We start from the raw sequence: 23,354 nt of genomic DNA, 5'->3' as shown, positions 1-23,354 counted from the left end.
GGCCTGCATGGTTCGCGGAGTCCGTTCTCCCTAGGTTGGAGCACGTTGACGACGAGCGACGCTACGACGCGGAACCGAAGGAAGGCCCACCCATGGCACGCCGCCAAGACCGCCGCAGGACCGACGAGTTCGGGACGGACCAGTACGGCACCGATGGGTACGCCCCCGCCGCCCACGCAGCCCCCGCCGCCCCCGGGTACGGCACCCCCTACGGCACCGCCCCGCAGGCGGCCCCCGCGATCGAGCTGCGCGGGGTGCGCCGCACCTACGGGCGCGGCGAGGCGACGGTGCAGGCGCTGCGCGGGATCGACCTGGCGCTGGCCCACGGCAGCTTCACCGCGGTGATGGGCCCGTCCGGCTCCGGCAAGTCCACCTTCCTGCAGTGCGCGGCGGGCCTGGACCGCCCGGACTCCGGGCAGGTCCGGCTCGGCGGCGAGGACATCACCGCGCTGAGCGAGAACCGGCTCACCAAGCTGCGCCGCAGCCGGATCGGCTTCGTCTTCCAGTCCTTCAACCTGCTGCCCTCGCTGACCGTCGAGCAGAACGTGCTGCTCCCGCAGCGGCTCGCCGGGGAGCGCCAGGACCGCGCCCGGGCGCGGGAGCTGCTGGGCCGGGTGGGTCTCGGCGAGCACGCCCGGCGCCGGCCCGGCCAGCTCTCCGGCGGCCAGCAGCAGCGGGTGGCGATCGCCCGCGCGCTGATCACCCGCCCGGACGTGGTGTTCGCCGACGAGCCGACCGGCGCCCTGGACACCCGGACCGCGCACGAGGTGCTCGCGCTGCTGCGCCAGGCCGTGGACTCGCTCGGCGCGACCGTGGTGATGGTGACCCACGACCCGGTGGCCGCCTCCTTCGCCGACCGGGTGCTGTTCCTGGCCGGCGGCGAGATCGTGGACGACCTGCCGCACCCGAGCCCGCAGACCGTCGCGGACCGGATGGTCGCGCTGACCGCCCGCCCGGTGGGAGTGGCGGCGTGACGAACGGACTCGCGCGCTCCTCGGTGCGCTTTCGGCCCGCGTCCTTCGCGGGCACCCTGGTCGCCCTGCTGCTGGGCGCCGTCGTGGTGGTGGCCTGCGGCGTGCTGCTGCAGACCGGTCTGACCGCGAGCCTGAAGCCCGCCCGGTACGCGGACGCCCCGGTGGTGGTCGCGGCCGAGCAGGCGGTGAAGATCCAGAAGAAGGTCGGCAAGGACACCGAGACGGTGGAGCAGGCCACCCCGGAGCGGGCCCGGACGGACGCCGCGCTGGTCGGCCGGCTGGCCGCGCTGCCCGGGGTCGCGGCCGCCCGCCCGGACACCGCCTTCCCGCTGCCCGCCACCGGCCCGGCGCCGGCCCTGACCGGCCGGGGCTTCGCCGCGCTCGGCATCGCCGGACCGGGCGACACCCTGGTCGAGGGCCGCGCGCCCGGCGCGAACGAGGTGGTGCTGGACGCCGACACGGCGCGCGCCGCCCACCTCGCCCCCGGCGCGCGCCTCACGCTCACCGCGCCCGGCGGCACCGCGGACTACCGGGTCTCCGGCCTGGCCGCCGCCCAGCAGGCCGGGCCCACCGCCTGGTTCGCCGACGCCACCGCCGACCGCCTCTCCGGCCACCCCGGCCGGATCGACGCCGTCGCGGTCCAGCCCCGCGCGGGCGTGAGCACCGCCGCGCTCGCCGCACAGGTCCGCCAGGCCGTCGGCGGCGACGCCAGGACCTTCACCGGCGACGACCGGGGCGCCGTCGAGCACCCCGCCCTCGGCGGCGCCCGCAGCCTGCTGATGGCCCTCGGCGGCACCTTCGGCGGCTACGCCACCATGACCGCGGTCTTCGTGGTGATGAGCACCGTCGCCCTCGCCACCGGCCAGCGCGCCCGCGAGTTCGCCCTGCTGCGCGCCGTCGGCGCCACCCCGCGCCAGATCCGCCGCACCATCGCCGCCGAGGCGATGCTGGTCGCGCCGCTCGCCGCGGCGCTCGGCATCCTGCCCGGACTCGCCCTCGCCCGCTGGTGGTTCGGCCAGCTGGTCGAGCGCGGCGCCGTCCCCGCGGACGTCCGCCTGGACATCGGCCCGCTGCCGATGCTCGTCGCCGTCCTCGCCTGCACCCTCGCCGCGCTGACCGCCGGCTTCCTGGCCTCCCGCCGGCCGTCCCGGATGCGGGCCGCCCAGGCGCTCGGCGAGGCCTCCGTCGAACCGCCCCACCCGGGCCGGGTGCGCACCGTCCTCGGGCTGGTCTTCGCCGCCGGCGGCGCCGCGGCCGCCGCCGTCGCCAACTCCCTGGACGGCGTCCAGGCCGCCCAGACCGCGCTCGGCGTGGTGATGTGCCTGATGATGGCCGTCGCCCTGCTCGGCCCCTGGCTGGCCCGGGCCGCCGCCGTGATCCTCGGCGCCCCGCTGCGGGCCGGCGGCGCCCCCGGCTCGCTGGCCGCCGACAACACCCGCGCCAACGCCCGCCGGCTGGCCTCCGCGATCACCCCGATCGTCCTGGTCACCGCCTTCTGCGGCACCCTGCTGATCCTGCAGAGCACCGTGCGCCACACCGCCGGCGAGAACGTCCGGGCCGGCGTCACCGCCGACCACGTGGTCGGCGCCACCGGCCCCGGCCTGCCCGCCGGGACGGCCGAGCGGGCGGCCCGGGTGCCCGGCGTGGACACCGCCGTCGGCGTGCTGCGCACCGGCGTCGTCTACGAGAACGGCGGCCAGCTGGGCTCCGCCCCCGTGCTCGGCGTCGACGGCGACCCGGCGCGGCTGCCGAAGGTGCTCGACCTGGGCGTGCGCAGCGGCACGCTCGCCGACCTCGGCCGGGCCCCCGACACCATCGCGCTGAGCGCCACCCTGGCCGACGCGCTCGGCGCCGGGGTCGGCGACCGGGTCCCGCTCCGGCTCGGCGACGGCACCGCCGTCCGGCCCGCCGTGGTCGCGGTGTACGACCGCGGGCTCGGCGTCGGCCAGGCGCTGCTGCCCCGGGCCGCGGTGGCCGCGCACGTCACCGCCGGGTACGACAGCCAGGTGCTGGTCGCCGACGCGCCGGGCGCCGACCCCGCGGCGGTGGCCGCCGGGCTGGGCACGCTGGCCGGGGCCGCGGTGACCGACCGGGCCGGGTTCGTCGCCCAGTCCGACAAGGACCTGGAGCTCAACGGCTGGGCCAACACCGTGATGGCCGCCGTGCTCGGCGGGTTCGCCGCCGTCAGCGCCGCCAACACCCTGGTGATGACGGTGCTGGACCGGCGCCGCGAGGTCGCGCTGCTGCGCCTGGCCGGCACCACCCGGCGCCAGGTGCGCGGCATGATGCGCTGGGAGGCGCTGCTGGTGGCCTCGACCGGGCTGGCGGTCGGCGCGGCCATCGCCGGGATCACCCTGGTGCCGGTCGCCCGGGGCGTGGCCGGCTCCGCCCCGTACGTGCCGCCGATGCTTGTCCTGCCGCTGGCCGCCGGAGCGGTGCTGCTCTGCCTCGCGGCGACCGGGATGCCGGTCCGGGCACTGCTGCGGACCCGGCCGGCGGCGCTGGGCGCGGTGCGCCAGTAGCGGGCCGGGGCGGGGCCGCGGGGGAAGGGGGTGCCCTTGAGGACGACTCAAGGGCACCCCCTTCCTTCGGGTGGGAACGACGGCCCGAGCGGGGGGGTCCATGGGAACCGCATGACCTTCCAATGACCTTGACAAGGGCTGATCGTGAGGTTGCATCAGCTACGCTCGCGCCCGCCCCGCCAGACCGTCGACGCAGAGAGTAGCCCGACATGAGCAGTCCCCCCGCGGCCCCCGCGCCCCGCTGGCCGCTGATCCTGCTGCGCGCCTCCACCACCCTGCTGGCCCTGCTGTCACTGCTCCAGGTCATGCTGGCCGGCAGCTTCCTGAACGGCACCTACGACTCCCTGAAGGACCACGAGGGCAACGCGATGATGCTGGCCACCGTGGTGGTGATCCAGCTCGCGGTGGCCGTCGCCGTCCGGTGGCCCGGCCGGGGCCCGCTCTGGCCGCTGTGGACCACCCTCCTGCTCACCGCCGCCGTCGTCGGCCAGATCACGGCCGGCTACGCCCGGGCGCTCGGCGTGCACGTCACGCTCGGCGTCCTGCTGGTCAGCGGCGTGCTGTTCGGCCTGGTCGGCGCCTGGCGGCTGCCGCTGCCCGCCAGGCACGCCCCGGGCGTCGGCGGCCCCGACGGCACCGGACGGCTGCCGCGCCCCGGCGGACCGCTGGAGGTGTCCCGGTGAACCGGCGCCGGTTCCTGGGCGTCGGCGCCTCCGTCCTCGGCGCGGGCGCGCTGGCCGCCGTCGCCGTCCCCTCCGCCGCCCGGCTGCTCGCCGAGGGCCGCCCCGGGCAGCTGCTGAGCAGCGAACTCGACCTGCCGGAGGCCTTCCGGGCCGCGCTGCCGGTGCCGCCCGTGCTGCAGCCGGTGCGCAGCGACGCGACGGGCGACTACTACGAGATCACCCAGCAGGTCGCCCGGCTGGAGATCCTGCCCGGGGTACGGACCGAGGCCTGGACGTACGGGGGCGGCTTCCCCGGGCCGACCGTGGTCACCCGCGCCGGGCGGGCGGCGGTGGTCAAGCACCGCAACGAGCTGCCGGTGCCCTCGGTGACCCACCTGCACGGCGGACACACCCCGGCGGACAGCGACGGCTACCCGGTCGACCTGCTGCTGCCGGTCGGGTCCTCGGCGGACGCCACATCCGGTACGGCCGGAATGGCGGGCATGCCCGGTATGGCGGGGATGGCTGGCATGGCGGGGATGTCCGGGACGGACCACCCGGCGGCCCGCACCGCCGTCGGCGAGCGCACGTACACCTATCCCGGCAAGCAGCGCGCCGCCACCCTCTGGTACCACGACCACCGGATGGGCTTCACCGGTCCCGGCGTCTGGCGCGGACTGGCCGGCTTCCACCTCGTGCACGACGACGAGGAGGCCGCGCTGCCGCTGCCGCGCGGCGAACGGGACCTGCCGCTGATGATCGCCGACCGCGCCTTCGCCGCCGACGGCTCCTTCCGCTACCCCGCCGTCGACCCGAAGCTCGCCGAGCCGGGCGTCACCGACGCCTACGCCAACGGCGTGCTCGGCGACGTCATTCTGGTCAACGGCGCGCCCTGGCCCCGGCTGGACGTCGACCGGGCGCACTACCGGCTGCGGCTGCTCAACGCCTCCAACGCCCGGCTCTACCGGCTCGAACTCGACCCGCAGCCCGAGGGCGGCGGCGCCCTGGTCCAGATCGGCTCCGACGGCGGCCTGCTCGCCGCCCCGGTCCGGCACGACGGCATCGAGATCGCCCCCGCCGAACGCTTCGACGTCGTGGTCGACTTCTCCCGCTACGCGCCCGGCACCAGGGTCCGGCTGGTCAACCGCTTCGGCAGCGGCCGGACGGCCGAGGTGATGCGCTTCGACGTCACCGCGAAGCAGCCGGCCGACGACGCGACGGTGCCCGACCGGCTCGCCACCGTCGAGGCCCTGGACGCCTCCGCGGCCGTCACCACCCGCGACTTCACCTTCCGGCGCAGCCGCGGCGACGGCTGGACCATCAACGGCCGCCCGTACACCCCCGGCCGGAGCATCGCCACGCCCGCCCTCGGCGCGGTAGAGCTCTGGCGCTTCTCCACCGACCTGCACCACCCGGTCCACGTCCACCTGGACCACTTCCAGGTGATCGGCCGCAACGGCGCGGACCCGGGCCCGTACGACGCCGGATGGAAGGACACCGTGGACCTGCGTCCGGCCGAGGCGGTGGAGGTGCTCGTGCGCTTCACCGACTACGCGGGGGCGTACATGCTGCACTGCCACAACCTGGAGCACGAGGACATGGCGATGATGGCGGACTTCACGGTGCGCTGAGGAGCGGGCCACCCGGACGGCGCAGTGCCGGGGGGCGTGCGCTGCGCCCTCCGGCACTCCTGCCCTAGCGTCGCGGGAAGAGGACCCGCCGACGGACGGAGCCGCCGCCATGACCACCCCCGCCGAACGCCGCCGCCGCGGCCGGGCCGCCCGGGAGCGGATCTCCCGCTCCGCCCACGGCCGGTGGATCCCCGCCGCCGACCGGCCCGACCCGCTCGACGTGCTGGAACGGCAGTGCGAGGACCGGATCGCCCGGCTGCTGCCGATCCGCCGCGGCCGGATGGCGGCGAGCCCCTTCGCCTACCTGCGCGGCGCCGCCGCCGTGCTGGCGGCCGACCTCGGAGCCCTCCCCGAGACCGGCCTCACCGTCCAACTCTGCGGCGACGCCCACCTGTTGAACTTCGACCTGTACGCCTCGCCGGAACGCGCACTGCTCTTCGACGTCAACGACTTCGACGAGACCCACCCCGGCCCCTTCGAATGGGACGTCAAACGGCTCGCCGCCAGCGTCGCCGTCGCCGCCCGCGACAACGGCCAGGACGAGCGGCGGGCGCGCCGGGCCGCGCTCACCGCCGTCCAGGGGTACGCGGACGCCATGCGGCGACTGGCCGGGAAGGGCGAACTCGACGTCTGGTACGCCCGCGTGGACACCGCCGACCTCCCGGCGCTGCTGGGCAGGCCGGGACAGCGCAAGCAGCTGGAGTCCGGCCTCGCCCGCGCCCGCAGCCGCACCAGCCTGCAGGCCTTCGGCAAACTCACCGAGGACCGGGACGGGCGGCGCCGGATCATCAGCGCACCACCGCTGATCGAACCGCTGAAACGGAACGAACTGCGCGCCGTCGGCCAGGTGTTCAGCGACTACCGGTCGACCCTCCCGGAGTCCCGCCGGGTACTGCTGGACCGCTTCCGCTTCGTCGACGCGGCGACCAAGGTGGTCGGCGTGGGCAGCGTCGGCACTCGCTGCTACATCCTGCTGCTGGAAGGCCGGGACGGCCGCGACCCGCTGTTCCTCCAGCTCAAGGAGGCCGGCCGGTCGGTGCTGGAGGAACACCTGCCGCCGCTGCGGGTGGACGCCGAGGTCTCCGCCCACCACGGCGGCCGCCGGGTCGTCACCGGGCAGCACCTGATGCAGGCCGCCAGCGACATCTTCCTCGGCTGGACCACCGGCCCCGGCGGGCGCCACTACTACGGCCGCCAACTGCGCGACATGAAGGGCTCGACGGAGATCGCCGACCTCACCCCCTCCGGCCTGCGCGCCTACGCCGAGCTCTGCGGCCGCACCCTCGCCCGCGCCCACGCCCGCACCGGCGACCGCCTGGCCATCGCCGGCTACCTCGGCAGCGCGGACACCTTCGCCGAGGCCGTCGCCGACTTCGCGCTCCGCTACGCGGACCGCACGAAGGCCGACCACGGCGAACTGGTGGCGGCGATCGCGGACGGGCGGCTGGCGGCGGTGTCCGGGGTGTGAGCCAGGTGCCTTGGGGCGGGTCTTCGAACTCCTCGACTCCCGGCTCAACCGACCCTCCGACGCGCTGCCGCCGCCACCAGCAGCGCGGCGGCGACCAGCAGGCCGCCCGTGTAGAACGGGCCCAGCCGGCCGGCCGCCGTGCCGAGGGAGGCGGCGGCCAGCAGCGGGCCGGCGGTGGCGCCGAGGTTGAGGGCGGCGGTCGCACAGGCGCCGGCCAGGGAGGGGGCCCGGGCTGCCTCGTACATCACCCGGGTGATCAGCGTGCCGCCGACCGCGAAGGACAGCGCGCCCAGCAGGAACACCAGCGGCAGCAGCGCGCCCGGCGCGTCCGCCACAACGGCGAGCGCGGGCCAGCCCGCCAGCAGCAGCGTGCCGCCGACCGCGAGGACCGGACCGGGATGCCGGTCCGCGAGCCGCCCCGCGACGGTGACCCCGGTGAACGAGCCGGCGCCGAACAGGACCAGCGCGACCGGCACCCACAGTTCGCCCAACCCGGCGGCTCCGGTCACCACGGGGGCGAGGAAGGTGAACCCGCCGAAGGTCGCCGCGTTCACCAGTCCGGCGAGCAGCATCGCGCGGAGCAGCCGGGGGCGACGCAGCTCGGCGAGTTCCGCCCGCAGGGCCGTCTTCGCGGACCGGTCGGCCCGAGCGGCGACGGCCGGCAGACCCCTGGCGATGCCGACGGCAGCCGGCAGGCAGAGCAGCGCGACCGCCCAGAACGCGGCCCGCCAGCCGAACACCGCGCCCAGCACCGCCCCGCCCGGGACACCGGCCACCGTCGCCACCGTCGTCCCCGACAGCAGCACGGCGAGCGCCCGCCCCTTGCGGTCCGCCGGGACCAGCGCGGCGGCGGTGGTCAGCGCCACGGCCAGGAACCCGGCGTTGGCGAGCGCGGCCACCACCCGGGTGGCCAGCAGCACCGGGAAGCTCGCGGTGACCGCCCCGACCGCGTGCGCCGCCGCGAAGGCCAGGACGAACCCGAGCAGGCTGCCGCGCCCGGGCCGGCTGCGGACGAGTACGGCCGTCAGCGGCGCACCGACCGCCATCCCGACCGCGAAGGCCGAGGTCAGCGCGCCGGCCGTGCCGACGGTGACGCCGAGGTCGGCGGCGAGTCCGGGCAGCAGCCCGGCGAGCATGAACTCCGAAGTGCCCATGGCGAACACGGCCAGGGCGAGCAGATAGAGCGGAAGGGGCATCGAGAGGCTCCGAAGCGGGGCGATGGGAACGAGAAGGACGGACGTCTCGTCACCGCACGCTCAACCCCCGGGCGGCGCGGATGTGGCGCTCGCTCGGACCTCGGTGGTTCAGTGCTTCCGGGTTTCAGGGGGCTGACGGCGCGTGACCGAAAGCCCCCACCCTGGATGCCTCAGGGCTCGACATACCCGGCACGCTACCCGACCCTCCGCCGTCGAAGCACCCGGTTTCCAGGTGGACGGGCCCGGTCCGCGGTCGTCGGGACACGGTCGGCGGGGTGGTGACGGCGGTCGGGGTTCCTCGGGCTGCTGTTCGCGGTGGGGGCGTCCGTCCAGGTTCCCGGCCGGCGGCCACGATGTGCGGCTCGACCACCGCCAGGGGGAACAGGGCACCGGACAACCTGTCGGCCGGGCCGGGATGGCCACCTCTAGGATGTCCGGAAACCGAAGAGGGGGTTCGATGACGAACCGTGGGAGAGCCGGCGGCATCGTGGCCGCCACCGCGCTGCTGCTGCCGCCGGCGCTGTGGGCGGTGGGGCGCATGGAGTCGGGCGACGGCGGGCGGGCGGTGCTGGCCGACGTCCTCAACCGGCCGTGGGCGATGCTCGGTCTGGCCGCCGTCCTGCTGCTGGCGGCGGTCGTGGTCCGCGGCCGGTGGGACGTCGTCGGCGGGCTGGCGACGGCGTTCGCGGTGTTCGGGCTGCTGCTGACGGGTGGCGGCCACGTCCTCCAGATGTTCGGCCCGAAGGTCCACGGGGTGAGCCGCACCGCCTCCCCGGAGCGGGCGGACCACGTTCTGACGGTGGCCCACCACGACGATCCGGACGGCTACAACGGCCGCTACTTCGTCCGGCTGGAGACCGGCACCGGCCTGTCGACCCGCCGCTGGGACGTCCTCGCCCTCCACACGGGCGGTTTCCGCGGCCAGGGGGAGTTCATCTCGGCGGAGTGGGCCGGATCCGGCCGGGTCCGTGTCACCACCGACGCCGGCTACCGCGTCTTCACCGTCGACCCGGGCTCCGGCGAACCGAGCCTCACGGAGAGTGTCGGCGAGCTGAAGTCCCTCGTCCAGAGGGCCTGAGCCCGGACGACGGGACGTTCGCCGCCGAGGAGCCGGTGCTGCGGGTGCTGTGCCCGTGGCAGTCCCTGCCGCGTGCTGCTGGAGACGGCGGCCGTGGCGGCGGCCGTGGCCTTCGTGGTCGGCCGGGGGGCGGGCGCACCGGGTCTGAACTGCGGGATCGTCCGCGGGGATTGTCAGTGGGGTGTGCAAGGGTGACGTCATGCTGGCGATCGCGGTGCAGACGAACGAGACGCGGCACCTGAGGGTGTCGGCGGACGAACTGGCGGGGATGGTCCGGCGCATCGGTGCGCCGGACGACCGCTTCCTCGTCGTGGAGCGGATACCGGACCTGCCGGACGTGTACGTGCAGGTGTGGCACGCCGAAGGGGAGGAGTACACGCTGGAGCACCGGGACGGCTCCGCCGAGCGGCACTTCGAGGTGCGGCTGGACGGGCCCGAGCCGGTGGTCGAGGCGATGACGGGCTGGGCGCGCGGTGCGGCGGGCTGGGACGAGGGCCTGGACTGGCGGCCGCTCGACCTGGGCCCGGCGCCGGAGCCGGTGCCGCCGATCGACCTGGAGGCGGGCGAGCGGAGGGAGTTGGAGGAGCGGCTGCGGTTGACGCTGGCCTGCGGCTACACCGACCGTGCCGGGCTCGCCGAACAGGCCGAGGAGTACCTGGTCGCGGGCGACCGCCGCCCGCTCTCGCGCCCGCAGGCCGAGCAACTCGCCGACCGGCTCTGGCTGGAGCGGGTCGGCGAGCAGAGCGGCTGGATCGGCGAGACCGACCCGGAGCGCCTGACCAGGGCCTTCGCCGCCCTGGAGGCGGGCGGCCTCACGGCCCGGGAGGACTTCGGCTGCTGCCGCTCCTGCGCGGACGCCGAGATCGCCGCGGCCGGCGCCCCCGAAGCGCGCGGCTTCGTCTGCTTCCACGCCCAGTGCACCGAGTCCGCCGCCGCCGGCCACGGCCTGTCCCTGCTGTACGGCGGCTTCGACGGCTCCCCGGCGACCACGGTCGCGGTCGGGAAGGAGGTGGTCGCCGCCCTGACGGAGGCCGGCCTGCCGACGGTCTGGGACGGCGACCCGTCCCACGCGATCGAGATACGCCCGCTGCTGTGGCGCCGCCGCCTGGGCGGGTGAGACCGGGGGTGGGGCAGCCGGTTGGTGGTGCGGCAGCCGGTGGGTGGTCAGGTGCACCGGCGGGTGGTCAGGTGCGCCTGCGGGTCCAGCGCCAGTAGTTGGTGAGGCCGAGGCCGGCGCCGAGGAGGACGGCGCCGACGGGGACGAGGGGGAGCCACAGGGTGGCGACGGCCGCGTACTCGACGACCAGGCCGAGGGGGAGCAGCCAGCGGAACCAGGGCTCGCCGGGGAAGCGGCGGGCGTCCCAGACGGCGACGGCGAGCATGGCCGCGGCGACCAGGACGCCGAGGACGGGGATGCCGTGGGGTGTCACGGTGAGTGCCAGGTGCATGTCCGTCAGCCCTCCCGTCGGTGACCGGTGCCGCGGTCCGGCCCGTGGGACCGGACCGCGGCATCAGCTTCTCACGGCACCAGCACCCGCAGGGCGTCCTTGGCGACCGCGACGTCCACCGGGAGCGGGGCGATGAACTCCCCGTCGGCGTAGGCGGTGATGCCGGGGGACTCGATCCGCAGGGACTCGGTGCGCAGCGTGGTGACCTCCGGGTAGGTGACGTGGGTGCCCTTGAAGAGGGTCGGGAAGAAGCGGGCGATGCGCAGCCGGGGCATGGCGTCGACGAGGGTGAGGTCGAGCAGCCCGTCGTCGGGGAGGGCGGCGGGGCACATCAGCATGCCGCCGCCGTAGCTGCGGGTGTTGCCGACGGCGGCCAGGGTGAGGTCGCGTTCGATGACGGTGCCGTCGGCGAGGGTGATGCGGAACGGCAGCGGGCGCAGGTTGGCGAACTCGGCGAGGATGGCGAGGTTGTAGCGCATCCGGCCGCGCGGCCAGCGCAGCCGGTTGGCGCGGTCGCTGACCAGGGAGTCGAAGCCGGTGGCGAGGACGGATCCGTACCAGCGGACGGCGCCGTCCGGGCCGGTGATCCGGCCGAGGTCGATGCCGCGGGTGCGTCCGGCGGCGATGACGTCGGCGGCGGCTTCGGGGGCGCCGAGCGGCAGGCCGTACTCGCGGGCGTGGTCGTTGCCGGTGCCGGCGGGTATCACGCCGAGCGGGACGGCGGTGCCGGCCAGGGCCTGGAGGGCGAGGTTGATCATGCCGTCGCCGCCGACGACGGCCACCGCGTCCACCCCGCCGGCCACCGCCTCGCGGGCGAGGCGGACGGCGTCCTCGGGGGAGCGCCCGGCGTGCGGTTCGACCTGGACGCCGAGGGCCCGCAGCCGGGCGGTGGCCCGGTGGGCGGCGGGTTCGGCATGGCCGGCGCCCGCCGCCGGGTTGGTGAGAACGGCGACCCTGCGGACGGTTCTCACCTCGTTCACGGGATCAACTTGCCCGGGTTGAGGATGCCCGCCGGGTCGAGTTCGGCCTTGACGGCGCGCAGGATGCGCACGCCGAGGTCGCCGATCTCCTCGGTCATCCAGGGCCGGTGGTCGGCGCCGACGGCGTGGTGGTGGCTGATGGTGCCGCCGGCGCCGAGGATGGCGTCCCCGGCGGCGCGCTTGGCGGCGCCCCAGCGGGTGAGCGGCTCCTCGCCGAGGGCGGCGACGACGGTGAAGTAGAGCGAGGCGCCGGTCGGGTAGACGTGCGAGATGTGGCAGAGCACGAGGGAACCGGGCAGGGCGCCGGTGAGCGCCTCGGTGACGGCGGTGCGCAGGGCCGGCAGGCGGCTCCAGTTCGTCGCGGTCTCCAGGGTCTCGCAGAGCGCGCCCGCGCTGAGCAGCGAGTCGCGCAGGTAGGGGGCGTTGAACCGGCCGTGCTCCCAGGCCCTGGCGGGGACCTCGCCGAGCGAGGTGCCGCCGGCGGCGAGCAGGGTGTCGCGGGTGAGCTGCAGGCGGGCGGCGACCTGGGCGGCGGTGCCCTCGAAGACGGTGACGGCCAGGCAGCCGGTGACCGCCGGGGCGCCGCCGATCTGCTCGGTCATGGCCAGGTTGATCATGGTCTCGGCCTCGTCGGAGAGCCGGATCACGGTCGGGCCGGTGCCCTGCTGCTCGACGGCGCGCAGCGCGGCGGTGCCGGTGGCGAAGTCGGGGAAGCTCCACGCCTCGTACGCCTTGACGGCGGGCAGCGGGTGGACGCGCAGCCGGACGGCGGTGATCACGCCGAGGGTGCCTTCGGAGCCGAGGAAGAGCTGGCGCAGGTCGGGGCCGGCGGCGGAGGCGGGGGCGCGGCCGAGGTCGAGGATCCCGGCGGGGGTGACGACGCGCAGTCCGCGCACCATCTCGTCGAAGCGTCCGTACCCGGCGGAGTCCTGGCCGGAGGAGCGGGTGGCCGCGAAGCCGCCGATGGTCGCGTAGCGGAAGCTCTGCGGGTAGTGGCCGAGTTCCCAGCCGCGTTCGGCGAGCAGTGCCTCCGCGGCCGGGCCGGTGAGGCCTGCGCCGAGGACGGCTTCGCCGGAGGTCTCGTCGAGGTCGAGCAGCTGGTCGAAGCGGCGCAGGTCGAGGGAGACGACGGCGTCGAAGGCTCCGCGCTCGGGGTCGAGGCCGCCGACCACGCTGGTGCCGCCGCCGAACGGGACGACGGCGATGCGGCGTTCGGCGCACACCGCGAGGACGGCGGCGACCTCCTGCTCGCTGCCGGGCAGTACGACGGCGTCGGGGGCGTCCTGTGCCTCGCGGCTGCGGCGGCGCAGCAGGTCGGGGGTGGACTTGCCGCCGGCGCGCGGCAGCCGGTCGGCGTCGGCGGCGCTGACGTGGGCCTCGCCGACGGCGGCGGCGAGTGCTTTGAGGTCCTCGGCGCAGATCCGGGACGGGCGCAGGACGACCTCGTCGGCGCCGGGCCCGGGGGCGGCGTCGCCGGTGACGCCGAGGGCGGCGGCGAGCAGTCCCTTGATGTCGGCGGACAGTTCCTTGGCGAGGGCCGGGTCGCCCCAGGCGTCCCACTTCATCGGGGGGAGCGGAAGTGCGGCGCCGGCCGGTCCCGCTTGCGTCTCAGGTGCCATGCGTTACAGTTTCACACATCATGTCAAGTAGTAACGCCGAGCCTCAGACGCCGCCCCCGGCCCCCGGGGAGCGCAGCACCGACGACGCGATCCTGGACGCCGCCGCCGACCTGATCGTCCATCTCGGCGTGCGCCGGACCCAGTTGTCCGAGATCGCCCGCCGCGCCGGGGTCAGCCGCCCGACCGTCTACCGCCGCTGGCCGGACGTCCGGGCGGTGATCGGCGCGCTGCTCACCCGGGAGATCCTGACCACCCTGGAGGGCGCCGGGCTGGACGTCCACGACCGGGAGACCCTCGTCGAGCGGGTCGTGGAGATCGCCGTCCGGCTGCGCGACCACCCGGTGCTCGGCGCACTGCTGCACTCCGACGACTCCGACCTGCTGCTCCAGTACGTCGTCGAGCGGCTCGGCGCCAGCCAGCGCGGCCTGCTGGAGGCGCTGCGCGCCAGCATCGAGCACGGCCAGGCGCACGGCTCGATCCGGGCCGGCGAGCCGCTCGAACTGGCCGCCATGGTCCTGCTGATCGCCCAGTCCACAGTCCAGTCGCACCGCATGGTCGCCTCCCTGCTGCCCGAGGCGGCCTGGCGGCGCGAACTGGCCAGAGCACTGAACGGATACCTCGCGCCATGACCCCCACCGCAGGCCCGCACGCCGGCCCGTACGCGGGCACCGGCCGGCTCGACGCCGCCCGCCGCACGCTGGAACTCCAAGCGCTCGGCGACGACCCCCGGATCGACCTCCTGGTCGTCGGAGGCGGCGTCACCGGCGCCGGAGTGGCCCTGGACGCGGCCTCGCGCGGCCTGCGCACCGTGCTCGTCGAGGCCCGCGACCTCGCCTTCGGAACGAGCCGCTGGAGCTCCAAGCTGGTGCACGGCGGCCTGCGCTACCTCGCCTCCGGGCAGATCAAGGTGGCCCGGGAGAGCGCCGTCGAGCGCGGCGTGCTGATGACCCGCACCGCCCCGCACCTGATCCGGGCGCTGCCCCAACTGGTGCCGCTGCTCCCCGACCTGCTGCGCCCGGGCCAGGCCGCGCTGATCCGCACGGGCTTCCACGCCGGGGACGCGCTGCGCCTGACGGCCGGCACCCCGGGCGCGCTGCTGCCCCGGGTGCGCCGGATCGACGCCGACCGGACCCGCCGGCTGGTGCCGGGGGTGCGGACGGACGGGCTGCGCGGCTCGCTGGTCGCCCACGACGGCCAACTCGTGGACGACGCCCGGCTGGTGGTCGCGCTGGCCCGGACCGCCGCGCAGTACGGGGCGACCGTGCTGACCAGGGTGCGCGCCGAGCAGGTCGACGGCACCTCGGCCCGGCTGGTCGACACCCTGACCGGGCGGGAGCTGGCCGTCCGGGCCGGCGCGGTGGTCAACGCCACCGGCGTCTGGGCGGGCGAGGTGGACACCTCGATCAAGCTCCGGCCCAGCCGGGGCACCCACCTGCTGGTGGACGCGGAGGCGCTCGGCCACCCGACCGCGGCCCTCACCGTGCCGGTGCCCGGCTCCACCAGCCGGTTCGTCTTCGCCCTGCCGCAGCAGCTCGGCCGGGTCGCGATCGGCCTGACCGACGAGGACGCCCCGGGTCCGATCCCGGACGAGCCGCAGCCCACCGAGGCCGAGCGCTCGTTCCTCCTGGACACTGTCAACGCCGCCCTCGCCACCGCCCTGACCGGCGCGGACGTGCGCGGCGCGTACGCCGGTCTGCGCCCGCTGATCGACACCGGGGACGGCAGCACCGCCGACATCTCCCGCGAGCACGCGGTGCTGGAGAGCCCGTCCGGGGTGATCACCGTGGTCGGCGGCAAGCTCACCACCTACCGCAGGATGGCCGAGGACGCGGTGGACACCGCCGTCCGGCTGCGCGGCCTGCCCGCCCGCGCCTGCTGGACGGCCCGGCTGCCGCTGATCGGCGCCCCCGGCCACGGGGACAGCCGCCCGCTGCCCGCCGGTGCGGGGGCCGTCGGCCAGGTGCCCGCCTCGCTGCTCGCCCGCCACGGCGGCGCGGCCCACGAGGTGCTGGCGGCGGGGGAGTTGACGCCGATCGCGGAGGGTCTGGACGTGACCCGCGCCGAGATCGCCCACGCCGTCAGCCACGAGGGCGCGCTGGACGCGGCCGACGTGCTCGACCGCCGTACCAGGATCGGGCTGGTCGCGCAGGACGCGGACCGGGCCCGCGAGGCGGTCGAGGAGATCGTGGCGCAGTGCCTCGGGGAGGTCCGGGGGGGCTGACGCGTCGGGCGGTCGGCGTCGGGTGGTTCACCCGCCGCGCCGACCGGTCGGCGCGGCGGTCCGGGCCGGGGCCCGGGGAGTGTCAGGCCGCGGCCCGGGGGAAGGGGGCGAGGTCCGGCTCCACCCAGGCGGTCCGGGCCTGCTCGGTCGCGAGCGTCCCCGGACGGTAGTGGCGGGCGAGCAGGTCCTTGTCGAGCAGGTCCGGGTGCAGGGCGGCGAACTGCTCGAAGCCCGTCGCGTCGTCGTCCGCGTGGAGGGCCACCAGCTCGACCCAGGCCCGGGTCATGGTGACGTGGAACTTCTGCGGCGCGCCGGCCTTGGTGGCGGTGCGCAGGATGCCCTCGCCGATCAGGTCGAGGGCGGCGGTGGCGCCGTGGCGGCGCACGGCGAGCCAGGTGAGCCGGACGTGCTGGCGGTGGCCGAAGCGCTCGGCGTCGGCCATCACCTCGCGCAGCAGCTCGTCGAAGGTGTCGGGGGTCGCGGGGGTGGTCATGCGCAGGCCTTCGTCGTCTGTGTGGGGGCTCGTGGGGCGCGGCTCGCGGGAGTCCGGCTCGTGGAGGCGGCTCGTCCGGGGCCGACCCTGGATCGTACGGTTTTCCGATATTCGGGGGCAAACCACCCGAACGGGGTGTTTCAGCGCGCCGTGCGCTCGGGCATCGGGTGCTCGGCGCCGGACAGCTCCAGGACGCAGGCGAGCGGGTGCTCGGCCCGGCCGGTGCGGTCGAGCCGGACCGCGAGCGGCTTCGGCGGCTCCTCGGCGACCTGGGCGGCGAGGGTCAGCGGGTAGACACCGTGCCCGTGGACGCGGTGGAAGGCGCACTCCTTGCCGTCGACCAGCAACTCGGTCTCGGTGATCCAGCCGGACCGGACGTTGACGGTCACCGAGTGCCCGCCCCGGTCGAGGTGGAAGCTGTACCGCTGGCGCATCGGGACCTCCGGCGACCGGGCCTGCGACGAGGGGAAACGGGGGAAGAGCCGACAAGGGGAAGCGGGGAAGAGCCGACGAGGGGAAATCCACTGCCAGTCTAGGACGGGAGGTCGTTAGGGTGCTCGGCATGCGGAGCACAGCGGGCGGCCTGCGGCCGTACGGGCCGGACGAGGAGGTGGCCGAGGACGAGTACGTCCTCGGCCTGTACCGGGTGCCCGTCAAGGCGAGGACGGGACGCAAGGCCGGCCCGGCGCCGCAGCCCGGGCGCCTGGAGGCCTGGGCGGACGGCGGCGCGCTGCGGGCCGTCCTGCGCCGCCTGGGTGCGCGGACCCTGCCCACCCTCGCCCGCCACGAGCCCGACCTCGACTTCGTCAGCCGGATCCGGCAGCCGGCGACGGCCGCGCTGGTCCGGGAGATCGAGCAGGTGGACCTGGCCCGGCTCCCGGCCGCCGAGCGCGCGGTGCTGCGCCTGCTGCTGGACTGGGGCCGCCGGGCGACGGCCGAGAACGGCGCGCTGCGGATCGAGATCGACGCCGTGCAGTGACGGCGCGCCTTTACGGCGTGCAGTGACGCCGTGCAATGACGCCGTGACCTGCCCTGCGGCGGCTCCCGCGCACGGTTCCCGTGCGCGACCCGGAGAAAAACCCGGGGCGGGCCCGCCGCCGGACGGATTCTCGTGATCTCTACAGTGTTGTAGATTCGTCCACAGGGAGAGATCCGAGGAGGGCATTGTGGGAGTTTCGCTGGCCAAGGGCGGCAACGTCTCGCTCAGCAAGGAGGCGCCCGGTCTGAGCGCCGTGATCGTCGGTCTCGGCTGGGACGTGCGCACCACCACCGGGGCCGACTACGACCTGGACGCCAGCGCGCTGCTGTGCAACGCGCTGGGCAAGGTGGTCTCGGACCAGCACTTCGTCTTCTTCAACAACCTCCGCAGCCCCGATGGTTCGGTCGAGCACAGCGGCGACAACCTGACCGGCGGCGGGGACGGGGACGACGAGCAGATCAAGGTCGACCTGGACCGCGTCCCGGTCGACGTGGCCAAGGTGGTCTTCCCGGTGTCGATCTACGACGCCGACGCCCGGCTGCAGAACTTCGGCCAGGTGCGCAACGCGTTCATCCGGATCATCAACCAGGCCAACGGCCTGGAGATCGCGCGCTACGACCTGACCGAGGACGCCTCGACCGAGACCGCGATGGTCTTCGGCGAGCTGTACCGCAACGGCGTGGAGTGGAAGTTCCGCGCGATCGGCCAGGGCTACGCCTCCGGCCTGCGCGGCATCGCGACCGACTACGGCGTGAACGTCTGATCGTCGTCGTCGCCGCCGGCGGCGTCGCCACGGGTGGTGCCGTTCTCGCCACCATGGTGGACGTCACCACCGTCGACGTCGTCGACGTCCGTCCGCCCCGCGCGGGTTGACGTGGTTTCGGCGGTCGCCGCGAGCGCTCGGCCGGTACGGTCGAGCGCGTGGCCGCCGAAACCCCCGCCGCCGGTGAACTGGTGCTGCCACCAGGCAGCCATGCCCGGCTCGTCCATCCCCGACCAGTCCGGTGCCTCGGTGACCTGGGCCCGGCCGAGGGTGCGGCCCAGCTCCACCAACTCCCGCCCGGACTCCGTCCGTTCGCGGTCGTAGGCGGTCAGCAGGGCCGACCAGGAGCCGGCCTCCCGCCCCGCCAGTTCGAAGGCGTGGGCGTCCTGCATCGCCTTGACCGCGCCGCTGGTGTTGTGCGGGCGCACCACGGTGGCGGCGTCCCCGCCGATGAGCAGCCGGCCGGCCGTGCGGCGCGGCGCCGCCAGGTCGTAGATCGGCTGCAGGAACGTCCGTTCGCGCGGGGTCAGGGTGACCAGGCCGGCCCAGTACGGCGGCAGGTACCGCTCGGCGAGCTGCCGCAGTTCGTCCAGCTGTCCGTCGAGGAGGCTGCCCGCCGGGATGCTGGTCGGGCCGTCCAGCCGCAGCCAGGCGGGCGTGGGGGCGTAGAAGACCCAGTTCACCTGGGTGCGGCCGGGCTCGACCCCGGGGATGCGGTAGATCACCACCTGGCCGCCGGGGTAGCAGGCGGTGATGCACTGCTCCTCGGGCCAGGGCGCCGCGCCGCCGGGCAGCTCGGCGAGCAGGGCGGCGTCGTAGCTGCCGCGCCAGCACACGTACCCGGCGTACTCGGGTTCGGCCCGGGGGCAGACGGCCGCGCGGACCACCGAGCGGTAGCCGTCGGCGCCGATCACCAGGTCGTACGCCTCGCGGCCGCCGCCCGCTTCGGCCCAGGCGCCGTCGGGCCCGTTGCCGACGGCCGTCACGGTGGTGCCCAGCCGGAACTCGACCTGCCGGGGCGTCCGTTCGCGCAGCGCCTGCCAGAGCACGCCCCAGTGGTGGGAGTGGAAGGGGAAGGGCTGGGCCCAGAGCAGCCGACCGCAGCCGTCCGGTCCGTCGCCCTCGCCGGCCGCGCCCCGGGCGACCCACCGGCGGACGGTGAGGCGGTGGCGGCGGGTGTCCGCGTCGAGGTGCCCGGTCCGGACCAGTTCGTCGAAGCGGTCGTTGTGGGTGCACAGCCCCACGCCGCGGTCCTCCAGCCGGCCGGGGCTGCGTTCCAGCACCACCACGCGTTCCGCGCCGAGCCGGGCGGCGGCGCCGGCGAACGCGCTTCCGGCGATGCTGCCCCCGACCACGGCCACCGAGCCACCCCGCACGGCCGCTCCTCTCCCGAGCTCGTGTCGTCCCCGCGGCGCCGCGGCGATGTCCGGGACGCCGTTGCGTCGCCCCCGCGATGTCCGGGACACGACGATACGCCGCCGACCGGGTTCCGGCGGCGTGTTCGAGCCATCCGGAGGGCCGTCCGGAGGGACGTCCGGAGGGACGTTGGAGGGGCCGTCCGGAGGGACGTCGGAGGGGTCTTCGGGCGGTCGGTCGGGCGCCTCCGGGGGTCGTCCGGAGTGGTGTCCGGAGGGTCCGTCCGGCAACCCCGTCCAGCCTTATGCAACTAGTTGCATATCCCACCGCCCGTCCCCTACCCTGCGGTAACAACGACCCCCAGCCCGCGCCCCAGGAGACGTCGATGAGCGCCCACCCCGGCAGCAGCCGCTACCCGCACCTGCTCAGCCCGCTCGACCTCGGCTTCACCACCCTGCCCAACCGCGTGATCATGGGCTCCATGCACGTCGGCCTGGAGGAGGCCCCCGGAGGCTACGAGCGGATGGCCGCCTTCTACGCCGAACGGGCCCGCGGCGGCGTCGGCCTGATCGTCACCGGCGGCATCGCCCCCAACGAGGCCGGGCGCCCCTGGGAGGGCGGCGCGATGCTGACCACCGAGGAGGAGGCCGACAAGCACCGGACCGTCACCGACGCGGTGCACGCCGCCGGCGGCAGGATCGCCCTCCAGATCCTCCACTTCGGCCGCTACGCCTACCACCCCGACCTCGTCGCCCCCAGCGCGATCCAGGCCCCGATCAGCCCCTTCACGCCCAACGCGCTCACCGCCGAGCAGGTCGAGCAGACCATCGAGGACTTCGCCCGCTGCGCCGAACTCGCCCGCCGCGCCGGGTACGACGGCGTCGAGATCATGGGCTCCGAGGGCTACCTGATCAACGAATTCGTCGTCGCCGCGACCAACCACCGCGAGGACGAGTGGGGCGGCCCGTACGAGCGGCGGATGCGCTTCCCGGTGGAGATCGTCCGCCGGGTCCGCGAACGGGTCGGCGAGGACTTCATCATCGTCTACCGCCTCTCCATGCTCGACCTGGTGCCCGGCGGCTCCACCCTGGACGAGGTCGTGCAGCTCGCGCAGGCCGTCGAGGCCGCCGGGGCGACCATCATCAACAGCGGCATCGGCTGGCACGAGGCCCGCATCCCCACCATCGCCACCTCGGTGCCGCGCGGCGCCTTCGCCTGGGTCACGAAGAAGGTGATGGGCAAGGTCGGCATCCCGCTGGTCACCACCAACCGCATCAACACCCCCGAGATCGCCGAGCGCCTGCTCGCCGAGGGCAGCGCCGACCTGGTCTCGATGGCCCGCCCGCTGCTCGCCGACGCCGACTTCGTCGCCAAGGCCCGGGACGACCGCGCCGAGGCCATCAACACCTGTATCGGCTGCAACCAGGCCTGCCTCGACCACACCTTCAACCTCCAGATCACCTCCTGCCTGGTCAACCCGCGCGCCTGCCACGAGACCGAACTCGTCCTCGGCCCCACCCGGTCGCGCAAGCGCATCGGCGTCGTCGGAGCCGGCCCGGCCGGCCTCGCCTTCGCCGTCTCCGCCGCCGAGCGCGGCCACGACGTCACCCTGTACGACGCCGCCGGGACGATCGGTGGACAGCTGAACATCGCCCGGCGCATCCCCGGCAAGGAGGAGTTCGACGAGACGCTGCGCTACTTCCGCACCCGGCTGGCCGAGTTGGCCGTCACGCTGCGGCTCGGCGCGACCGTCACCGCCGAACAGCTGGCCGAGCAGGGCCACGACGAGATCGTCCTCGCCACCGGCGTCACCCCGCGAACTCCCGCCGACATCCCCGGAATCGACCACCCCAGCGTGCTCGGCTACCTCGACGTGCTGCGCGACGGCGCGACGGTCGGCGAGCGGGTCGCCATCCTCGGCGCGGGCGGCATCGGCTTCGACGTGGCCGAGTTCCTCACCGACCCGGGCGACGCGGCCAGCCTCAACCCGCCCGCGTTCCAGGCCAAGTGGGGCATCGACCCGGACTACCGCGAGCGCGGTGGCCTGCGCGCCCCGGAGCGGCCCAAGCCCCCGCGCAGCGTCCACCTGCTCCAGCGCAAGACCGGCAAGGTCGGCGCCGGCCTCGGCAAGACCACCGGCTGGATCCACCGCACCGAACTCAAGCACCGCGGCGTGGTGATGGTCCCCGGCGTCACCTACGACCTGATCGACGACGCCGGCCTGCACCTCACCGTCGACGGCGAGCGCCAACTGCTGCCCGTGGACACCGTCGTGCTCTGCACCGGCCAGGAGCCGCGCCGCGACCTGTACGAGGCACTGCGCGAGCGCGGCCTGCCGGCGCACCTGATCGGCGGCGCCGACGTGGCCGCCGAACTGGACGCCAAGCGGGCCATCAAGCAGGGCACCGAACTGGCCGCCACCCTCTGACCCGGTCCGTACCCCGGCCGGCGTCCGGGGCCGAGCCGGGACCGCCGCCCGCGGTCGGCCCCGTACGATCGACCCCATGTCGCTGCCGCACGCCATCCTCACCGCCCTGCTGGAGAAACCGTCCTCGGGGCTGGAGCTGACCAGGCGGTTCGACAGGTCGATCGGCTTCTTCTGGCCCGCCACCCACCAGCAGATCTACCGCGAACTGGGCCGGCTGGAGGCCTCCGGACACATCCGGGCCCTCCAGCCGGAAGGGCCGGTGCGCGGACAGAAGAAGGAGTACGAGGTCCTGCCCGAGGGCCGCGCCGAACTCGCCCGCTGGACCGCCGAGGGCGCCGCGCCCCGCGCCGTCCGGGAGCCCCTGCTGCTGCGGCTGCGGGCGGCCGCGGTGGTCGGCACGGACGGGCTGACGGCCGAGCTGGGGCGCCATCTCGCCCAGCACCGCGAGCAGTTGGCCGACTACCGGGAGATCGAACGGCGCGACTTCCCGGCCGAGCGGACGGACCCCGGGAACCGGCTCCAGCACGCGGTGCTGCGGGCCGGCATCGGACTGGAGGCCTTCTGGGTGCAGTGGCTCGCCGAGACCCTCGAAGCCCTGGAGACTCTCGAAGCCCTTCCGTCCGCTCCGCCCGCCCTCTCCGCTCCCTCGGCCCCGCCCGCTCCGTCCGCTCCGTCCGCCGACCCCGCGAACGGGTCCTGACCAGCGGAGATCCCCGCCCGCGCGCCCCGCCCGACCCCCGGTGGGACACTGGTGGCTGTCCCTGCCCGAACCCTCGACCGGGGGCCCGTATGACTTGCTCCAGGCCCATCCACGCCCTCGCCGCCGCGGCCGCAGCCGTGGCGGTCGCCCTGGGCCCGGCCACCCTGCCGGCATCGGCCGCACCCGCCCAGGACGCCCAGCAACTGCCCTCCGCCGACCAGCTGAAATCGGCCCTGCTGACCGCCGCCGACCTCGGCCCCGGCTACACCGAGATCCCGGTGACGCAGAGCCCCAGCCCCGGAGCGAACCCGACCCCGGTGACCGGCTGCGCCGCGCTCAGCGCCATGATCAACATGCGCGCCACCCAGACCGGCACCGACGTCCCGCACGCCGCGGTCGAACTCGACGGCCCGGACGGCAACCCGATGACCACCCAGGTCCTCGCCGCCGAGGCGCCCGACCGGCTCACCGCCGACTTCAACACCGCCGCCGACGCCCTGAAGACCTGCCACAGCATCACCTTCAACGGCGGCACCGACGACGAGGTCACCTTCACCGTCACCCCGGTCACCCTCGGCGACCGCAAGGACGCCCCCGCCGTCCACCTCGACGGCACCCTGGCCGGCGTCCAACTCAACGGCTACGTCGGCATCGAGCGCTTCGGCACGGTCGCCATGGCCTTCGGCTTCTTCGAACGCCAGGCCACCTCCGAGCAGGCCGCCTCCATGCAGTACCGCACCGCCGTCGCCAAGGTCGAACGCACCCTCGGCACCCAGGCCGGCAGCACCACCACCCCCATCGCCGCCCCCACCGAGGGCCAGCGCGTCTGACCCGCC

Annotated in this window: 21 protein-coding genes; 14 read left to right on the top strand and 7 right to left on the bottom strand. The window is 75.3% G+C overall.

Annotated elements, in window-relative coordinates; all coding sequences use genetic code 11:
- Positions 1-92 precede the first annotated feature (92 nt).
- The 5 genes from ACFVVA_RS15940 to ACFVVA_RS15920 all read left to right on the top strand — a co-directional run bounded on the left by ACFVVA_RS15940 (position 93) and on the right by ACFVVA_RS15920 (position 7,257).
- The gene (locus ACFVVA_RS15940; RefSeq protein ID WP_387689851.1) at positions 93-974 is read left to right on the top strand and encodes an ABC transporter ATP-binding protein; all 882 of its coding nucleotides are present in this window, start codon (positions 93-95) and stop codon (positions 972-974) included.
- Positions 971-3,496, top strand: coding sequence for an FtsX-like permease family protein (locus tag ACFVVA_RS15935; RefSeq protein WP_387689849.1), 2,526 nt, complete (start codon positions 971-973; stop codon positions 3,494-3,496). The genes ACFVVA_RS15940 and ACFVVA_RS15935 overlap by 4 nt, the downstream gene beginning before the upstream one ends.
- A gap of 209 nt (positions 3,497-3,705) precedes the next feature.
- A complete protein-coding gene (locus tag ACFVVA_RS15930; protein WP_387689847.1) occupies positions 3,706-4,179 on the top strand; it encodes a hypothetical protein in 474 nt (157 codons plus the stop codon).
- Positions 4,176-5,789 carry a multicopper oxidase family protein gene (locus ACFVVA_RS15925; protein WP_387689845.1) on the top strand — a complete coding sequence of 538 codons (1,614 nt, stop codon included), beginning with the start codon at positions 4,176-4,178 and terminating at the stop codon, positions 5,787-5,789. The genes ACFVVA_RS15930 and ACFVVA_RS15925 overlap by 4 nt, the downstream gene beginning before the upstream one ends.
- A gap of 109 nt (positions 5,790-5,898) precedes the next feature.
- Positions 5,899-7,257 (top strand): DUF2252 domain-containing protein, encoded by a 1,359-nt coding sequence (locus ACFVVA_RS15920; RefSeq protein WP_387689843.1) that lies wholly within the window; start codon positions 5,899-5,901, stop codon positions 7,255-7,257.
- A gap of 44 nt (positions 7,258-7,301) precedes the next feature.
- Here the strand turns inward: ACFVVA_RS15920 and ACFVVA_RS15915 are convergent, their stop codons facing one another.
- A complete protein-coding gene (locus ACFVVA_RS15915) occupies positions 7,302-8,453 on the bottom strand; it encodes a Cmx/CmrA family chloramphenicol efflux MFS transporter (protein ID WP_387689841.1) in 1,152 nt (383 codons plus the stop codon).
- Positions 8,454-8,910: 457 nt separating this feature from the next.
- Here ACFVVA_RS15915 and ACFVVA_RS15910 point away from each other — a divergent pair, with 457 nt between their 5' ends.
- Both ACFVVA_RS15910 and ACFVVA_RS15905 read left to right on the top strand, forming a co-directional pair.
- Positions 8,911-9,531 (top strand): hypothetical protein, encoded by a 621-nt coding sequence (locus tag ACFVVA_RS15910; RefSeq protein ID WP_387689839.1) that lies wholly within the window; start codon positions 8,911-8,913, stop codon positions 9,529-9,531.
- Positions 9,532-9,730: 199 nt separating this feature from the next.
- Positions 9,731-10,648: a DUF6891 domain-containing protein gene (locus tag ACFVVA_RS15905; protein WP_387689837.1), complete on the top strand. Its 918-nt coding sequence runs from the start codon at positions 9,731-9,733 to the stop codon at positions 10,646-10,648.
- Positions 10,649-10,715: 67 nt separating this feature from the next.
- Here ACFVVA_RS15905 and ACFVVA_RS15900 read toward each other — a convergent pair whose 3' ends face one another.
- The 3 genes from ACFVVA_RS15900 to ACFVVA_RS15890 form a co-directional block, all read right to left on the bottom strand.
- On the bottom strand, positions 10,716-10,979 hold the full coding sequence (locus tag ACFVVA_RS15900) for a hypothetical protein (protein WP_387689835.1): 264 nt from the start codon (positions 10,977-10,979) through the stop codon (positions 10,716-10,718).
- A gap of 71 nt (positions 10,980-11,050) precedes the next feature.
- Positions 11,051-11,959: a diacylglycerol kinase gene (locus ACFVVA_RS15895; RefSeq protein WP_387689833.1), complete on the bottom strand. Its 909-nt coding sequence runs from the start codon at positions 11,957-11,959 to the stop codon at positions 11,051-11,053.
- Positions 11,956-13,524, bottom strand: a complete 1,569-nt coding sequence (locus ACFVVA_RS15890; RefSeq protein WP_387689832.1) for an FAD-binding oxidoreductase — start codon at positions 13,522-13,524, stop codon at positions 11,956-11,958. Before ACFVVA_RS15890 ends, ACFVVA_RS15895 begins: the two co-directional genes overlap by 4 nt.
- Positions 13,525-13,598: 74 nt before the next feature.
- Here ACFVVA_RS15890 and ACFVVA_RS15885 point away from each other — a divergent pair, with 74 nt between their 5' ends.
- Together ACFVVA_RS15885 and ACFVVA_RS15880 are read left to right on the top strand one after the other, a co-directional pair.
- Positions 13,599-14,207: a TetR/AcrR family transcriptional regulator gene (locus tag ACFVVA_RS15885; RefSeq protein WP_387689831.1), complete on the top strand. Its 609-nt coding sequence runs from the start codon at positions 13,599-13,601 to the stop codon at positions 14,205-14,207.
- On the top strand, positions 14,204-15,799 hold the full coding sequence (locus tag ACFVVA_RS15880) for a glycerol-3-phosphate dehydrogenase/oxidase (protein ID WP_387689829.1): 1,596 nt from the start codon (positions 14,204-14,206) through the stop codon (positions 15,797-15,799). Before ACFVVA_RS15885 ends, ACFVVA_RS15880 begins: the two co-directional genes overlap by 4 nt.
- 82 nt (positions 15,800-15,881) lie before the next feature.
- On the opposite strand, the gene ACFVVA_RS15875 is transcribed toward ACFVVA_RS15880, so the two are convergent.
- Both ACFVVA_RS15875 and ACFVVA_RS15870 read right to left on the bottom strand, forming a co-directional pair.
- A complete protein-coding gene (locus ACFVVA_RS15875; RefSeq protein ID WP_387689828.1) occupies positions 15,882-16,292 on the bottom strand; it encodes a hypothetical protein in 411 nt (136 codons plus the stop codon).
- A gap of 140 nt (positions 16,293-16,432) precedes the next feature.
- Complete coding sequence (locus ACFVVA_RS15870; protein WP_380352839.1) at positions 16,433-16,726, bottom strand: hypothetical protein; 294 nt, start codon at positions 16,724-16,726, stop codon at positions 16,433-16,435.
- A gap of 128 nt (positions 16,727-16,854) precedes the next feature.
- On the opposite strand from ACFVVA_RS15870, the gene ACFVVA_RS15865 reads away from it, so the two are divergent.
- Entirely contained in the window at positions 16,855-17,271 is a 417-nt protein-coding gene (locus tag ACFVVA_RS15865) for a hypothetical protein (protein WP_387689826.1), read from the top strand.
- Positions 17,272-17,458: 187 nt separating this feature from the next.
- Positions 17,459-18,034 (top strand): TerD family protein, encoded by a 576-nt coding sequence (locus ACFVVA_RS15860; protein WP_387689824.1) that lies wholly within the window; start codon positions 17,459-17,461, stop codon positions 18,032-18,034.
- Here the strand turns inward: ACFVVA_RS15860 and ACFVVA_RS15855 are convergent.
- A complete protein-coding gene (locus ACFVVA_RS15855; RefSeq protein ID WP_387689822.1) occupies positions 18,016-19,410 on the bottom strand; it encodes an FAD-dependent monooxygenase in 1,395 nt (464 codons plus the stop codon). The two genes, ACFVVA_RS15860 and ACFVVA_RS15855, sit on opposite strands and share 19 nt — an antisense overlap.
- Positions 19,411-19,775: 365 nt before the next feature.
- Between ACFVVA_RS15855 and ACFVVA_RS15850 the strand changes: the two genes are divergently transcribed.
- The 3 genes from ACFVVA_RS15850 to ACFVVA_RS15840 all read left to right on the top strand — a co-directional run bounded on the left by ACFVVA_RS15850 (position 19,776) and on the right by ACFVVA_RS15840 (position 23,348).
- Positions 19,776-21,818, top strand: a complete 2,043-nt coding sequence (locus tag ACFVVA_RS15850) for an FAD-dependent oxidoreductase (RefSeq protein WP_387689821.1) — start codon at positions 19,776-19,778, stop codon at positions 21,816-21,818.
- 76 nt (positions 21,819-21,894) lie between these two features.
- Positions 21,895-22,518, top strand: a complete 624-nt coding sequence (locus ACFVVA_RS15845) for a PadR family transcriptional regulator (protein WP_387689820.1) — start codon at positions 21,895-21,897, stop codon at positions 22,516-22,518.
- An 89-nt stretch (positions 22,519-22,607) separates the two neighbouring features.
- Entirely contained in the window at positions 22,608-23,348 is a 741-nt protein-coding gene (locus tag ACFVVA_RS15840) for a hypothetical protein (protein ID WP_387689819.1), read from the top strand.
- The last annotated feature ends 6 nt before the right edge of the window (positions 23,349-23,354 follow it).

The organism is Kitasatospora sp. NPDC058048 (assembly GCF_042885555.1).
GTDB lineage: Bacteria > Actinomycetota > Actinomycetes > Streptomycetales > Streptomycetaceae > Kitasatospora > Kitasatospora lactacystinica.
The sequence above is the reverse complement of the archived record's forward strand: the minus strand, read 5'-3'. Positions and strand labels throughout refer to the sequence as shown.

What these genes read in the sequence shown, in the direction of transcription:
- ACFVVA_RS15940 (WP_387689851.1), top strand. Translation starts at nt 93, where the DNA reads ATGGCACGCCGCCAAGACCGCCGCAGGACCGACGAGTTCGGGACGGAC.
- ACFVVA_RS15930 (WP_387689847.1), top strand. Translation starts at nt 3,706, where the DNA reads ATGAGCAGTCCCCCCGCGGCCCCCGCGCCCCGCTGGCCGCTGATCCTG.
- ACFVVA_RS15920 (WP_387689843.1), top strand. Translation starts at nt 5,899, where the DNA reads ATGACCACCCCCGCCGAACGCCGCCGCCGCGGCCGGGCCGCCCGGGAG.
- ACFVVA_RS15915 (WP_387689841.1), bottom strand. Translation starts at nt 8,453, where the DNA reads ATGCCCCTTCCGCTCTATCTGCTCGCCCTGGCCGTGTTCGCCATGGGC.
- ACFVVA_RS15910 (WP_387689839.1), top strand. Translation starts at nt 8,911, where the DNA reads ATGACGAACCGTGGGAGAGCCGGCGGCATCGTGGCCGCCACCGCGCTG.
- ACFVVA_RS15905 (WP_387689837.1), top strand. Translation starts at nt 9,731, where the DNA reads ATGCTGGCGATCGCGGTGCAGACGAACGAGACGCGGCACCTGAGGGTG.
- ACFVVA_RS15900 (WP_387689835.1), bottom strand. Translation starts at nt 10,979, where the DNA reads ATGCACCTGGCACTCACCGTGACACCCCACGGCATCCCCGTCCTCGGC.
- ACFVVA_RS15890 (WP_387689832.1), bottom strand. Translation starts at nt 13,524, where the DNA reads ATGAAGTGGGACGCCTGGGGCGACCCGGCCCTCGCCAAGGAACTGTCC.
- ACFVVA_RS15885 (WP_387689831.1), top strand. Translation starts at nt 13,599, where the DNA reads ATGTCAAGTAGTAACGCCGAGCCTCAGACGCCGCCCCCGGCCCCCGGG.
- ACFVVA_RS15880 (WP_387689829.1), top strand. Translation starts at nt 14,204, where the DNA reads ATGACCCCCACCGCAGGCCCGCACGCCGGCCCGTACGCGGGCACCGGC.
- ACFVVA_RS15875 (WP_387689828.1), bottom strand. Translation starts at nt 16,292, where the DNA reads ATGACCACCCCCGCGACCCCCGACACCTTCGACGAGCTGCTGCGCGAG.
- ACFVVA_RS15870 (WP_380352839.1), bottom strand. Translation starts at nt 16,726, where the DNA reads ATGCGCCAGCGGTACAGCTTCCACCTCGACCGGGGCGGGCACTCGGTG.
- ACFVVA_RS15865 (WP_387689826.1), top strand. Translation starts at nt 16,855, where the DNA reads ATGCGGAGCACAGCGGGCGGCCTGCGGCCGTACGGGCCGGACGAGGAG.
- ACFVVA_RS15850 (WP_387689821.1), top strand. Translation starts at nt 19,776, where the DNA reads ATGAGCGCCCACCCCGGCAGCAGCCGCTACCCGCACCTGCTCAGCCCG.
- ACFVVA_RS15845 (WP_387689820.1), top strand. Translation starts at nt 21,895, where the DNA reads ATGTCGCTGCCGCACGCCATCCTCACCGCCCTGCTGGAGAAACCGTCC.
- ACFVVA_RS15840 (WP_387689819.1), top strand. Translation starts at nt 22,608, where the DNA reads ATGACTTGCTCCAGGCCCATCCACGCCCTCGCCGCCGCGGCCGCAGCC.